The following is a 14,023-nucleotide window of genomic DNA, read 5'->3' as shown; positions in this document are numbered from 1 at the left end:
AGAGGCCTATGTACCCGATGTAAGGAGCATAGGGGGGTGGGGGAGGAGTGGGACATACATTTGTGGGAGAATTTTCCCATGTGTGACAAGTGTGGTGCATTCGTTGATCTGGAGGACCAGTGATGGAAGAAGAGTTTGAATTGGTGATTCTGTCGTGCGGTCACGCCATCAACTCCAACTCTGGCCTTGGCAAGTGTGCCAAATGCAAGATGAACAAATGTAGTAGATGCCTTCAGGTGATCGACGGTCAGCTGATCTGCCCGAGATGCTTTGAGGATAAGATGAGGGAGAAGGATGAATGAGCTTTGGCAGTGTGGAATCTGCCGGTCGCTTGTGACAAGGGATCAGATAGACGGAGTATGCAAGACGTGCAAGAACCACACGTGCAACCATTGCAAGAGGATCTGCGACAGGTGCCAGGAGATATGCTGCATGCTGCACATGGAAGCAAAGATAGTGATGCGGCAACAGCAGCCCTATGTCCACAGATTATGCTGGATTTGTAAGGAAATTTGGTACTGACAAGACCAGTTTACGCATGATTTTCTAATACTTATGTAACTAAAGTCTTGTTGGACAAGACTATCGTTACAAAGGATATATTTTAATACTTATGTAACCAAAGTCTTGTTAGGTGAGACTATGGTTACAAAAGAATTAAAGCTCTTGGGGCCGAGGGAACTGAGGCTATTGTTCACCCTAGAAGAGGAAGGGAAATTTGTATTCAAAACAGATGATGCACGTAGAATTTTAGGAACTAGTGAGGCGTCAATAAAGAACGTTCTGTACAGACTCAGGAAAAAAGGGAGAGTCGAGGAGATAGAACGCGGTAAATATCTTCTCATACCAGCAAAAGCAGGTTATCATGGTAAATGGGCCGAAGTGCCTTTTCTAATAGTATCAGAAATTGTAGATCCTTATTACATAGGATTTGCATCAGCTCTCAATTACTGGGGTATGACGGAACAGGTTCCAAACACAACTTTCGTAGTAACAACAAAGAGAAAGAGAAATCTGGAATACGGTTCGCTCAAATTCAAATTCATTACATTTTCAAAAAAGAGATTCTTCGGTATAGTTGATGAAGAAATTTCGGGTGAGAAATTCAAAATATCATCTAGAGAAAAAACAATTGTGGATGGTTTGATCTATCCGAAATATTGTGGCGGTCTTGACGAGATAGTGAAAGGTATTTGGGAATCTCAGAACGAGATCGACTTTGCAAAAGTCATTGACTATGCAAAAGAGATGAGAAATGATTCTGTCAAGAGAAGACTGTTCTACATACTCGATATATTAGAATTAAATAAGAAAATCAGATCAAAGGATCTGAACAAAGTTCCAAAAGATCTCAAGTGGCTGGATCCGAGTGGACCAAAAAAAGCATTAGAATATTCCAAAGAGTACGGTTTGATCATAAACAGGACCAAGAAGGATTTGATGAGTTGGAGAGGATATTAGATGTTGAGTAAAGACGACATAATGAAAATTGCTGGTGAGAAAAAGCTCAACCCGTCAGCAGTAAGCAAGGATTACGCATTAGGATGGCTGTTATTTGGCATTATGAAAAGCTCGATAGGTAGCAAGCTCATTTTCAAGGGAGGTACTGCCCTCTCCAAGGTACACTTTCCCGAAGGCTGGAGGCTCTCTGAGGACCTTGATTTCACTCTGATTGACGACATGGACCCAAAGACTTTGGAAAAAGTACTGAAGGATGAAGTTCCAAAAATTGTCAAGGATGCAGTCGGTATGGCTGTTCGATTGAAAGATAGGCCTCATAGTAACGAGGGATATCTTATGAGCAGGTTTCAATATGATGGCCCACTGGGCAAGGACACCGTAAAGATAGAGATAACGAGGGAAGAAGTGACCGGAGAGACACATACAAAAAAGATGCCAAGGGTATTCGACTATCCGGAATTCGATGTTAGAGTATATTCACTAGATGAGATACTTGCAGAGAAAACACGCGCCATCATACAACGCACTAAGATCAGGGATTATTACGATGTATGGAGATTGCTAAAAACCAAAAAATTTGACAGAGAAAAAGTAAAGGCATTATTTTTGGAAAAATGCAAGAGCAAAGATGTCACATTTACAGGTATTGATCAATTCTTCCCTGACGGCATAGTGAAAACGCTGGAACCATATCTTGAGACAGGCCTGACAAGACTCAGTAGAGAACCAATGCCATCTCTTGACGATATGATAAGTGAGATCAGGGAATTATTAGAAAAGTTTCTCAAGTGATTGACTTCTAGCGGAATTCTACACCCGTAACCTAGTTCTTAACAAGAACAACATCTGGATGGTGAACTGGTACTGCATATGCGGTAATTTCGTCCGCGACAAAAGATTCTGTCCAAGATGCAAATTCTTCCGATTCAGGATAGAAAATTCACCGATCCTCGATTATTGGGGCCTCAGAGTCGGTACTCTGTCTAATGGCCTTCCGTTCAACTTTCCGGTGAACTTTCTGGCCACTCATGTATTAGTGAGCGGACAGACAGGAACCGGCAAAACCAGATTTGCGATGAACCTTGCAGTCAAGTCTTCAAATTACGAATCTTTTCAGAAAATCAAACTGCTAGTAGTAGATGTAGAGGGAGAGTGGAAGAACATTATTCCGAAGCTGAAAGGCCAGACGGAATATTTTGCAGTCGATAAGAATCTGAAAATCAATCCGTTTGATCTTGGCGACCCGGCACTCATCAGAGAGCTGATGAGAGAGACCGTCTTCAAAGGAATAGAGAAGGAGTACGTCGATTTATCAGCTCAAATGAATTTCGTTCTACAAGAGACGATCAGTGAGAGCCACAGCATAGATGAACTGATCAAGAACATCAAATATTACGACCGGCAAAAACTTACCGCTCTAGACAAAACGAAGACTGCCCTCCTGGTCAGGCTTGACCCGTTCATGCGCTCTCCATTGAAGGAAATTTTTCTCTGCAACAAGTCGAATCCAGATTTTTCCCGACTCGATGAAAAGAACGTCATAATCGACTTGCATGCACTTGATGCCCTAGTGGCGTATGGTGCTGAGATCCGCCTCATCTACAACACAATCACGACCTACTATCTGAGAAAGATGCTGAATCGTGGGCCCTGCGACTGGGTCTCCAATCTTTTCATAGCAGACGAGGCCCAGTTGCTGGTCCCTAAGATTCTACATAAAATCGTCGTGACAGAATCCTGGCCGGCAACAGAGTTTGCCACACGTCTCAGAAAGCGCGGATGCGGTCTTATGCTGATCACCCAATCTCCGAGCAACATAGAGAAGGACATCTTCAAGAACGTGGGCACGAAAATAGCCTTCCGCCTCCAGCATCAGGAAGACATCCGCCTCCTGTCCGAGGCTGCCGCCTTCGTCGACCAGGTCGAATATGAGTATCTAGCCGACCGCTTTGTCAGACTTCCCCGCACAACTGCAATTGCAATTGTCTCAGGGTACGAGCCGTTTCTTGTGACAGCTGACAGCTTCGACATCATGCCGCATGAAGTGGCAGCGGATGCAGCGGTAATGGAAGCGGCAGCGGCAACAGCAACAACAGAAACGGCAAACAAAGCAAAAGCAGCAAAAGACAGAGAAGACGACAAAGACAACGGAGACGATGAGGACAACAAGACTTTCCTTGAAAGCATAGACAAGGAACCGTTTCTTTCCGTCATCGAAAGGCGAACAAAGTTAGGATGGGATGACAAGAGATACACCAATGTGACGGATGAGCTTTGCAGGAAGAAGAAAATTGAGTTGGTCAGAGTCAAGCTCGGCAGGGGGGCGCCTAGGATCCTGTACCAGAGGCCTGGGACGGTTCCAGGAGTCAAACACGAATTCTATGTCAACTGGATAGCGGAAAGTCTCACAGCAAAGGGATATGATATTCGAAAAAACAAAGATGGTCCAGACATAGAAGTGCTGGATCGCAGCACGGTGATTGAAGTGGAGCTTGGCACATCCAACATATCTGGCAATCTGAAAAGAAACCTGCAAGAATTCGACAGAGTGATCGTTTGCTCGGACGATTCAAAGCTCATTGAAGCCTTGTCTGCCAAATCCAAGGAGAACCGGATTTTGTTTCTGCCAGTCCAAAAAGTTCCGGCCGTATTTGAAAAGATGCGGATTGGGAAGGATTTCTTGAATACTTGATAATGAGGTGAGCAAGTGGAAGATGAAATACCAAAACTGTACGAAACCGACGGCATACCTGCCGAAAAGAAGGTAATCTACCAAAAATGGGAGATTCCGCAGATTGGCTTTTACTGGCTGATAGCGGAACTGGACAAGAAGGAAAATCTGGCGTTTGGCTATGCCAACCTGAATGACGACAATTTTGCGGAATGGGGCTACATCAGCCTGGATGAGTTGACTGAGAACAAGGTCACAAAATGTCACAGCTGGAAGCCCTGCTCATTTGAAGAGGCACAGAAAAAAATGCAGCAATACAGGAGGGAGCGTCATCTCAGATGATGAAGACGACAATTTTGCGGATGATTTTAGCGTCGACATACCTGCTGACAGCTCAAAGAAATACGAGTCGCTTTACGATGGTTATTTGGTTGACGATTATGGAAAGGTAGTAGGCGAAGCCACAAGATATGATCCGTATTCCAAGTTTGGCCACATAATGCTGTACGAGATTGACTCGTTTGGGTATGTCCCCGGTTTTGTCAAAAAAGGCCTTCGATTGATGTCTGAGGAAGACATGATGTCAGATGACAAGCTCAAAAAATCACTTGAAGAGGCCAAATATGAAAAGTGGAAAAGATACCATATCGTGGATTTGATTGCGGAATACGATGCAATGTGCAAGCAAAGATCATTCTTTGAGACATTCTGCAAGAGGATCTATCAGGATGTTTTGGAAAAGGAGAAAATTGATGAAAAATGAATTCATAAAATCATTTTATTTTCTTACTTCCTGAGCTATTGATAATCTCACAATTGCTACTGTTATGAGTGGATATAGCCATAGTATACTCAATGTCTCTGAAGGGATTGATTCTGGAAAAATCTGCATAATGCTAATCATCGCATATACACCTACAAAACCAGCTAACAATAGTGCAAAAGTATTCTTAAATTTCACAAGCGGGTTTTTGACATCTCTGAAAAGACAGACAAGTGAAAGTTGAATGGGTGTGGTGACAAATGAAAACTTGAAACTTGCTAATGCCTGATGGTATATCCATTCTGTTTGCAACGAGTTAACCATATCGTCAATCACTTGTAGAAATGGAGAGTAGATAGCTATCAAAAAAGTGACACTAAGAATAACTGCTACGGAAAATAGATTCCATAATTCGAGATTGAGGTTTTCTCGTCTGAATTGAATTCCCAAAATCTTTTCAATGATTACGATTATCCAGATTACAATTTGTTTAATCATTTTGAATTTAAATGATCTTCTATAATGTTTTCAAGGCCAAGACATTTTATCAGAATTAACATGAGTGGTTTATCAAGTAGTACGTATTTGAATTTCCCATCTCGATTATTTTCTAATATATTCCTCCATATTTCAAACTGAATATCTGTAGTAGAAACAAGAAATAGGGCATCACTGGCATTACCGTGCATTATTGCTGCAGAGTACTTTTCCCAGGTGAATGTTGTTTTTCCTCCATATCTTTTAGCTTCACCAAATTTTTCAGGTTGTAAGCCAGATTGTAGATATTGCAATAAGTCTATTATGACAAAATCTGGATTAGCTGGTCCTCCCATTGGAATAATTTTCGAATTTAATATTGTGTTCTGAAATCTGGCCAGATAACCATAAAATGTTTGCAGTTTCGGATAATTTGTTTTTATTTGTTCTAACAAATCCACGCAAAAGTGTTCGAATTGCGTTGGTGTTAATGATGATCTTAATTCATCAAATTTATTTTCGAGTTCTATCGAATAATTTGTATCAAAGATTGTCGTAACATTTTGTAGCTGTTTAATCAACAGTGATTTATCTTCTAACAACTCGATAAATGTCACAAACTGAGATTTGTTGAATTGATTAAGTAGGTGTGCGTGTTTCTCACTATCCAGTATAATAAATAATGAAGATTGTTTTTCTGCATTCGCCATGATATAATTGGAGTCGGAAATTTCTAATATCAGTAAAGGAATAATCTTACCATCAATTTTCACTTTCCAATATCTAGAATTTTTGTCATAAACATTTTCTATGTCTGATAACATGGAGTCAATATTTTGAATAATTTTGTCATAGTTTATCTTGGAAATCTCATTTTCAGAGTTTGTTTTAGATATATTCTGACGCTTGTTACAATTTGAACAAATTATAAAATTCTCAATGTTATTGCTATTCAACAACGTTCTATTCTTACAACGGTTACATGTCACAGATTTTTTTATTGATGTTGAAATCAGTTTTTCAGATTCCAATTTTTTTAAAAGTAAATGACTAAGTACGTCATCACTGCTGACAGAATAACCCTTTCGAATTTGTATGCTCATACAATCACTTTCTGATGGCCGTGATTAAAGTGGAAATTACCGCATCCTTTTTGTCTTCTGACATGTTTCGGTTTTCAAAATTAAGAATAATTTTTTCATCTTTGTTGGTAAGAGTATTCAGTCTATAGGTTATATCTCCAATACCAACAGTTATTCCCAAAATATCTTTCATTTCTGAAATGAGATTCAAATTATGACTGCTTTCTAACTCTTTTAGAGACTCAGTTATTGGTTCCATGTTTGATGATTCCAAACGTATGGTGGGAGAATTTACTACTGGTGCATTCCTACGTTCTATTCCTAACAGGCGCATTTCTGCTATTTTACCATTTTTTAATCTAGTCAAGAAATCTGAAATTTCAGAAGTTTCAAATTCCTGAACGATTCTGGAAAACGTGACACTCTTTTTTGATATATGTTCAATTAGCAACTCCATCCACTTAGTGACTGCTTGGGTATCTCTTGACGATACGATATCTAGTCTATTCCCCTTTTCTGATAATACCATCCCCTTAATTCCGGCCGTTTTGAGAAACAAATTTTTTGTTACCTGGTGTATGGGATTTCTGTTTCGGCTTTCCAATCTCACAAAGATCTTTGTCTTTGAATTGTTAGTCTCGAACCACCATAGCTTTACTTCTCTTCTGATAATACCATCCTCTCTTAATTTTTTGAAAAACTCTTGAATATCGTTTTCTGAAATATTCTGCAATTTTTCTGTTACAGCTATTGTTGGTTCACAAATGAATGTTCTTGTTGGTGATCGATTGATTATAGAATCATAAAATACACCTTTCAAAGTTTGAGGTTTGTTTTTAAGCAAAAGAAATAGAATTGATTCGTAGCTTACCGAATTGTCTTCCAATTTGGTTTTATATTTTTCTAATATATCATTTGGAATTCTATTCTTGATGGATATTCTGTCTACTTGTAAAGCAAAAATTATCAAACAGAATAATCTAGCAAACTCTGCTTTTCTATGAGTTGCTAAATGTCTAATTATTAATTTCAACTCGCTATATGAAGTGTCATAATGTGCATTCAAAATTTCGAGCCAGCCTGAATATTTGTTTAGTCTGTTAAGGAGTTTTGTAGTGGGACGAACACTAGCATTGATCATTTCTCTTATGTCTTCAACTGGGACAGAGAGATCTTCCCAAAATTTAATCTCATCAGTTTTCATATGGAACTAATAGATGATTAAGGTATTAGCCTTATCTCATGTAGTAATAAACACTAGATTCGATTTATCTTTCTCACATGGATCAAGTCTTAACAGGATAAGGTATCATGTTGCCTTGAACTGATTAATTCGTTTTATATTCAACGTTTGTCTTTTGTCATTAAGTCTAAACCTCTGATCGATGAAATTTTATTCTCAGAATAGACAAAGACGATAGAATCTCATACCAATATCTTTAATAAGGTAAATTACTGTACCATACGGTATGGCTGAAGAGAAAAAGAAAAACGATAATGAACTTACGATCACAATACAAACCACAAAAGGCGCATGGAAAGATGCAGTATTCCAAAAAACTGCGAAAATAAGCGAAGTAATCAGTGCTGTAATAGAACATTTTAGCTTTTCAAAGGATGGAAAATACCAACTTAACCCAGAGAATGAACCAGACAAGCCATTTGATCCAAAAAGGCCACTTGTAAGTTATGGGATCAAAGATGGAGACATACTTGTTTTTACCGATCTTGGAGTGGCAGTTTAAACGATTCAATCTGAAATCTCATTAGCTGTTATTAAAAAAGAAATTGAGGATTGCAAACTACTCATACAATCAGAGTATTTTGAAATATCACAAATTAACGAGAAAGAGCAGATCTTTAATGTGAATCTAAAGTCGAAACTAGATAATGAAAAATACATTCTAGAAGTCAGATTTGATAACTACAAAGAATGGCCTCTTTATCTAGAATTCATTGATCCAGTTACAGGTGAAAAAGGAACAAAAAATGCATATCCTAAAGGAGACGACAGTTTTTTCCACCAGCATCCATGCATCTGCAATCCATGTTCTAGAAAAGCATACGCTGATTATTCTGGCGTTCACAAAGATGCTGATTGGACTCTTGCTGGCTGGCAGCAAAATCAAAAAACCAACACCCTAGTAGATCTCAGATCAATCTTAGAAGCAATCTATGCTCGCATAAATAATCGTGACATATATCAAGGAAGAATGAAATAGTAATGACTCATTTTTTTGAAAGAAAAGTAGAACGTGACAGCATGTCTTATTGCATATCTGCAGGAGTAATAAGAGACACCGAGAAAGTTCTTGATGATTATGCCAAGATGGCACCTTCAAATGAAGGACTGGTTTATTGGGGTGGAAATATCGTTGGAAATGAAATATCAATAACTGCGATAATAGCGCCAGACACAGAGTCCGATTTTGGGCGTGTTACAACATCACATAGATCTAATTTTGAATTCGTAAAGACACTAAATAACAACAAGATAATTCAGATCGCTCAAGTACATTCTCACCCGAGTTCATGGGTATCTCATTCCCCTGGAGACAACAAATGGGCCGCGTTCAAATCAGAGGGATTGATCTCCATTGTTGTACCGAATTATGGTATTGATGGCATGTTACCATTAGTAAACTGTGGAGTACACCGGTTTACAAAAGGGTCATTTCACAGATTGTCTACGGCATATGTGAAAACACATTTCATTATTGAAAACCAATCATATTCAAATTTTATCGATTTGAGAAAAAAATGAAATTTCCTTTGGACAAAGGTGCATGGCATAATGAACGAGATGACAGAACTAATCATTCGGAGAGCATCAAAGAGTTAGACAATTATCATCTAGGCATAATCGTAGATCCAAGAATAGTCGAGTCATTTGAAATTCAGTGCATGACACTACTTGCCTGCAATATACTTGCAAGATGGTGCAGAAAAATCACAATAGACATGCAAAATTGTCAGAACATCATACACCACACACAATCAGATTTGAAAATGGAGATAAAGCAATTAATGAGTGAAATTGATCCATATGGAGAATTTTCTTTTGAGCATATTCCTCAAGATGTTGATGACATACTGGCTATTGGGAATGGAGTTAAGTCAGACAAACCATTCACGTGGATCAATTCAGACGGCTGGATTTCCGGTTGCGGATTCGGTAATCGTGCAGGAGAAATACATTATAGCGGAAGTAACAACCCGATTGGCCCATCGTTTGCAGCTTGTTTTGGTGTTGCTCAAGTATTCAAGAAAGCTATCAAAAAAGAAAGCGATTCTTTTGAAAAATGGTATTCATTATATGATTACTCGAATGGAGCCAGCTCGGTCGGATTACAGAATCCAGATTTTTGTAATGATTTTGATTTTGGTACTATCTATCAGATAGGCTGCGGTGCAGTTGGCTCTTCATTGGATTATCTGATTTCTTTGACAAATTGGAAGGGTAGATTTTTTCTGATTGATCCAGATATAATCACATACTCTAACTGCAATAGATCTTTGCCGTTCAGTGCACATGATGCTACACATTCTAAAGACAAAGTAGTTGTTTGCAATAATGTTATTGCATCGAACGGTAGAGAAGCATTCCCTATCAAAAAATCATATTCCCAGTTCTCAGGCACGCGCGAATTCAGTAAATACCCTCCCGATCTCATACTCTGCCTTGCTAATGCTGAAAATGTCTGGTCTACAATACAAAATAATTTTCCACCTCTAGTTCTCCATGCCACTACTACTAAGAACTGGGGAACCAATTTCGGCAGGCATATTCCCAAAAAAGAATGGTGCATAATGTGCAGATTTGGTGAACATATTAAAGATAATTTTATTCCTAGATGTGAAGAAGGAGTAATCAGAACCAAGAATCAGGAGGAAGTCCTTGGAGTATTGCCTTTTCTTTCTCCAGCTTCTGCAGTCATAATGTTTGCCGAAATGGCGAAATTGGCAAGCAACATCAAATCAAAAGGAAATTTTATCAACATGTCCATTGAGCCGCCGTTTGGACACTTGGAATTAACATATTCAGCTAAAAATGACTGCATATGTAATACACAACCATTAGAAATATTTAGTAAATTTAGAGAAAATACAAAATTTTGGAAACTTGCGAATAATGATCATATCGGGATCCAATAACTATTGTGTGATTTTTGACGAAAATATCCATTCAGCCGACGAATTTAACACGAATAACAAACCGATGAAGACTTGACAAAACCGTTCAGTGAGCCTTTACCCAGTCCTTTCTCCATTTGTCAATTAGGCCGTGGAGTTTCCAAAAGTACGAGCTTCTGGGGGATTCAAATGACGCAAGTACGGGCTCGCCATACACAACAGATGCCCGGTTATGCAAAGTGGCATGAACTCCGCCCTCAAGAAATATTCCGAAACTATCAAGCGTGTTGAATGCCATGACATCAGGCGGATTCAGGTTTGGGGGGATTGGGTTTAGTGCGGCCGGAATCTTGGACCATGCTTTTATTGCAGGCTCGCCGTTTTGTTTTCGCCATTTTTTATATCGCGAGATGAATCCTTTATGCCAGTTAAGGAACTCTTCTCCGGAGCCAGGCTGACCTCCTGGAATTGTGCGACCTCCTTGATTTGGCTTGCCTGGCTTTGTGTGCCAGTTGACGTGCTCAGTTATCATGCTTTGAGGTATGTTTACTGGAGGCATCGCAAATATTGAGGGCAAGTGATTAATGAAGATTTATGACATTCGTGTCTTCGCATCAGGGCGTAGTGGCACGAAAACGTTCCTTCATTTTTTCATCATAGGTAACAGTTACGGTCTCTCCCGGTTTTACATCACATGGTTTGATCTTGAGGATGAACTTGTCTGACGTTTGGACGGTGCAACTAGTTTGGTCTACGGTTATGACAGTTACTGATTCGGTGACGTTACGTGGAAGAAAACTAAGAAATGCAAGTGATGCTGCAGCTGCAATGACAACAAGTACAGAAACGATGATCAGTTTGGCCAGTTTTCTGTTCATTTACTTTCATGTGATGAATTTTGATAAATAGTCTGTTGCCAAACCATGGTACAAATATTTGACGCGCTGAAACAAGTTATGAGTCTAGAGAGATCGCGTAAAGTCATCGTACTTAGCGTTTTGGCGGTTTTGGTCACCTTCGTTGTGTTCATAGGATTTTCCGCTGTTTCATTCATGATGTCGCCACAAAAAAATATCCAGGTTTCATCCATCAGTAATGTGACTGGCGCCAAGGCCGCCCAACCAACTCAAGGACACACTCATGCTGCCTTCATGGTGTTTGTTGACGGCAAAGCAGTTGATTTTTCCGGTAGCAAGTACCAAAATAAAGATCTTCTCACACATTTTGAGAATGGTGATGGGGTTACGCTCCACAACCATTCAAGAAAGGCCTGGCTTGGCATGTTTTTGCAGACACTCAACATGACGCTAGCCAACAACTGCCTTACATTGGACAGCGGCGCCTCATACTGTAGTGATTTTGACAACCAGATTTCATTTGTGGTAAACGGCAAGGCAAATTCGCAGTTTCAGCACTATGTACCAAAGGACGGTGACAGGATCCTGATCAGCTATGGCAACCCCGACAAGATTGATGTAGAGATAGGCGTTTTGAACTCTACTACAATATCAAGAACATAGTTATTGTGAGAGTCGGCTTTGTCTTTTACTGAAGTTCTTTTTGCATCTTATGTCTTGCTTGGAGTTTCTGCCACAAGGCTCCAAGGATAACCGCATTGACTATCCAATAGATGGTTACGCCGGTTGCAGACATTGTCCTAAACCCGTTTACCAGATCCATTGGAGCCAACACCTTGTCTGGGTTCTGAGGCATCAGGACAAACGCGATGCTGATGAATAATGCGTAGCCCGCAAACGCCAGAATTTTTTTGCTCTTTGAGAGTTTCTTGTATAGTCTGTAAAAGGCCAGAGCACCAAGTCCAGAAATAGCAATAAAGGAAAGATACAGAATAGCCCTGTAAACTATGGTGTTGGGGTCACCCACGGTGGGCGGATTTGCTGGATATTTCAGAAACGGAATCATAAATACTGTAAACCACATCAAAGCTGCCAGAAACAGTGTTTTTTGTACGTGGTGTTTTCCAGGCAACGTATTTCTCGAATAGGCAAAAACTATTCCAAAAAGTGAACCTATGGCAAGGCCATATATTCCGCCTGCCAGCACCATGCCGCTCTTTTGCCAGTATCGATATGCGTCATACTCTGCTCTGAACTCTGGACCGTCTTTTTCTTCGCCGGATTCAAACATAGCACGATTTTCCAGCTCTATTGCAGAATCAAGAAACGGCTCTGTTGTTATAAAGTTGATAAAACCATAAACAGTTCCCGCGGAAAACCCCGAAACAAGTACAATTAAAACAAAAAGATGCGCTTTCATGAAATCTCACAATGGTAAGAAAATCCAGCCGCATAGATGGATACATTCGAATAAAGTATTGCGGCATGTTTTGACGGGGTCATTGTCACGTTTTTCTATGGCAATTATTTAAGCTATTGGATGATTCATCCAATATATAAAGTGCTCTCGGTCGCAAGCAAACTCCACCCATCAGAATATTTACAATGATTCGTGTTCCAACAGAATTGGCAGATAGAGCAATTATTTCAAAAAAATACAAAAAAATTGGACTATGCTGTCTTTGTGGTGAATGTTTTTAGATCCGAATGGAATGTTTTGCCGTCAAGCGTTGCCTTGAACTTGTAGTTGTATTTTGTATTCGGTTCGAGATTCTTTATTGTGACTGTGTGTTCAGTGTGCTTCATGTCCATCATGTCACCGGTATCAGATGCAGAGTAATGTTTTGAATCCTTTGCTGTCCAATATTCAACTTGGCAGTTGACAGCCTGATTCGTACTTCCCTGTATGGTTACGCTGCTTGCAGAGATGTTAGTGATCTTGATGTTACTAAAGTCTACGCTTGCCGAGGTTCCGGTTTTCATCGAGTCTTTTTTCATTGACATGCTGCCATGATCCATCATAGAGCCCATCTTCATCGAATCTTTCTTGGTTTCTTTTTTCATCAAGTCCTTCATTCCAGTTTTCGAAGAATCTTTCTTCATGGACATTCCGGAATGATCCATCATAGAGCCCATCTTCACATCGCTTCCACCTGATCCAAACAGCTTCATCAGATCCTGCATTGCTTCCTTATTTTCAGTCAGATGTCCTAGCAATTGCAAACGTAGGGCTGGATCGCTTATCATTTTCATGATTATCTCCTGAGAAATGTCGTGGTTCTTTTTCATGGTATCGATAATTTGCTGGCGAAATTTAGGATCCGTGAGTAATTGCTCTGCGTTTGTTTGTTTTGAATCTGGCATTGCCTTTGAGTCAGTTTGAGCATACGCCACAAAATCACTGGAATTGGTTGCTTGAAATGAGGTCAAGGCCACTCCCATAATTAGAAAGGCGGCTATTGTGGTTCCGAGGCGGTATTTGTTATCTAACATTGCTGACATGCAAATTTACAGATGTATAAGGATGGTACTTTACAAATGTAAGATTATGATAGCAAATTATTTTGTTGATTTCAAA

Annotated in this window: 16 protein-coding genes; 10 read left to right on the top strand and 6 right to left on the bottom strand. The window is 39.7% G+C overall.

Annotation, left to right across the window (positions count from 1 at the left end; all coding sequences use genetic code 11):
* Window positions 1-642 precede the first annotated feature (642 nt).
* The 5 genes from NAQ_RS09415 to NAQ_RS09395 are packed head-to-tail and all read left to right on the top strand — an operon-like array spanning window position 643 to window position 4,895.
* Window positions 643-1,461 carry a type IV toxin-antitoxin system AbiEi family antitoxin domain-containing protein gene (locus NAQ_RS09415; protein ID WP_162858742.1) on the top strand — a complete coding sequence of 273 codons (819 nt, stop codon included), beginning with the start codon at window positions 643-645 and terminating at the stop codon, window positions 1,459-1,461.
* On the top strand, window positions 1,462-2,253 hold the full coding sequence (locus NAQ_RS09410; protein ID WP_100183278.1) for a nucleotidyl transferase AbiEii/AbiGii toxin family protein: 792 nt from the start codon (window positions 1,462-1,464) through the stop codon (window positions 2,251-2,253).
* A 58-nt stretch (window positions 2,254-2,311) separates the two neighbouring features.
* Window positions 2,312-4,153 (top strand): ATP-binding protein, encoded by a 1,842-nt coding sequence (locus tag NAQ_RS09405; protein ID WP_100183277.1) that lies wholly within the window; start codon window positions 2,312-2,314, stop codon window positions 4,151-4,153.
* 15 nt (window positions 4,154-4,168) lie between these two features.
* Window positions 4,169-4,474: a DUF2958 domain-containing protein gene (locus NAQ_RS09400; protein WP_100183276.1), complete on the top strand. Its 306-nt coding sequence runs from the start codon at window positions 4,169-4,171 to the stop codon at window positions 4,472-4,474.
* A complete protein-coding gene (locus NAQ_RS09395; protein WP_162858741.1) occupies window positions 4,419-4,895 on the top strand; it encodes a hypothetical protein in 477 nt (158 codons plus the stop codon). Before NAQ_RS09400 ends, NAQ_RS09395 begins: the two co-directional genes overlap by 56 nt.
* A gap of 494 nt (window positions 4,896-5,389) precedes the next feature.
* Here the strand turns inward: NAQ_RS09395 and NAQ_RS09385 are convergent, their stop codons facing one another.
* Together NAQ_RS09385 and NAQ_RS09380 are read right to left on the bottom strand one after the other, a co-directional pair.
* On the bottom strand, window positions 5,390-6,475 hold the full coding sequence (locus NAQ_RS09385) for a hypothetical protein (protein ID WP_100183273.1): 1,086 nt from the start codon (window positions 6,473-6,475) through the stop codon (window positions 5,390-5,392).
* A 4-nt stretch (window positions 6,476-6,479) separates the two neighbouring features.
* Window positions 6,480-7,658 carry a hypothetical protein gene (locus NAQ_RS09380; RefSeq protein WP_100183272.1) on the bottom strand — a complete coding sequence of 393 codons (1,179 nt, stop codon included), beginning with the start codon at window positions 7,656-7,658 and terminating at the stop codon, window positions 6,480-6,482.
* Between the two features lie 265 nt (window positions 7,659-7,923).
* Here NAQ_RS09380 and NAQ_RS09375 point away from each other — a divergent pair, with 265 nt between their 5' ends.
* The 4 genes from NAQ_RS09375 to NAQ_RS09360 all read left to right on the top strand — a co-directional run bounded on the left by NAQ_RS09375 (window position 7,924) and on the right by NAQ_RS09360 (window position 10,609).
* The gene (locus tag NAQ_RS09375; protein ID WP_100183271.1) at window positions 7,924-8,199 is read left to right on the top strand and encodes an EsaB/YukD family protein; all 276 of its coding nucleotides are present in this window, start codon (window positions 7,924-7,926) and stop codon (window positions 8,197-8,199) included.
* Window positions 8,200-8,425: 226 nt separating this feature from the next.
* Complete coding sequence (locus tag NAQ_RS10305; protein WP_218192566.1) at window positions 8,426-8,599, top strand: hypothetical protein; 174 nt, start codon at window positions 8,426-8,428, stop codon at window positions 8,597-8,599.
* 79 nt (window positions 8,600-8,678) lie between these two features.
* A complete protein-coding gene (locus NAQ_RS09365) occupies window positions 8,679-9,218 on the top strand; it encodes a hypothetical protein (protein ID WP_100183269.1) in 540 nt (179 codons plus the stop codon).
* An 8-nt stretch (window positions 9,219-9,226) separates the two neighbouring features.
* Complete coding sequence (locus NAQ_RS09360; protein WP_162858740.1) at window positions 9,227-10,609, top strand: ubiquitin-activating E1 family protein; 1,383 nt, start codon at window positions 9,227-9,229, stop codon at window positions 10,607-10,609.
* 85 nt (window positions 10,610-10,694) lie between these two features.
* On the opposite strand, the gene NAQ_RS09355 is transcribed toward NAQ_RS09360, so the two are convergent.
* Both NAQ_RS09355 and NAQ_RS09350 read right to left on the bottom strand, forming a co-directional pair.
* Entirely contained in the window at window positions 10,695-11,147 is a 453-nt protein-coding gene (locus NAQ_RS09355; protein ID WP_162858739.1) for a hypothetical protein, read from the bottom strand.
* Window positions 11,148-11,202: 55 nt separating this feature from the next.
* A complete protein-coding gene (locus NAQ_RS09350) occupies window positions 11,203-11,466 on the bottom strand; it encodes a hypothetical protein (RefSeq protein WP_100183266.1) in 264 nt (87 codons plus the stop codon).
* Between the two features lie 78 nt (window positions 11,467-11,544).
* Between NAQ_RS09350 and NAQ_RS09345 the strand changes: the two genes are divergently transcribed.
* A complete protein-coding gene (locus NAQ_RS09345; protein WP_162858738.1) occupies window positions 11,545-12,108 on the top strand; it encodes a hypothetical protein in 564 nt (187 codons plus the stop codon).
* A 25-nt stretch (window positions 12,109-12,133) separates the two neighbouring features.
* Here NAQ_RS09345 and NAQ_RS09340 read toward each other — a convergent pair whose 3' ends face one another.
* Both NAQ_RS09340 and NAQ_RS09335 read right to left on the bottom strand, forming a co-directional pair.
* Complete coding sequence (locus NAQ_RS09340) at window positions 12,134-12,865, bottom strand: CbtA family protein (RefSeq protein WP_100183264.1); 732 nt, start codon at window positions 12,863-12,865, stop codon at window positions 12,134-12,136.
* Window positions 12,866-13,116: 251 nt separating this feature from the next.
* Complete coding sequence (locus NAQ_RS09335) at window positions 13,117-13,875, bottom strand: fibronectin type III domain-containing protein (RefSeq protein ID WP_162858737.1); 759 nt, start codon at window positions 13,873-13,875, stop codon at window positions 13,117-13,119.
* Window positions 13,876-14,023: the final 148 nt, after the last annotated feature.

The sequence above is a fragment of the Candidatus Nitrosotenuis aquarius genome, from assembly GCF_002787055.1.
Taxonomy (GTDB): Archaea; Thermoproteota; Nitrososphaeria; order Nitrososphaerales; family Nitrosopumilaceae; genus Nitrosotenuis; species Nitrosotenuis aquarius.
The sequence above is the reverse complement of the archived record's forward strand: the minus strand, read 5'-3'. Positions and strand labels throughout refer to the sequence as shown.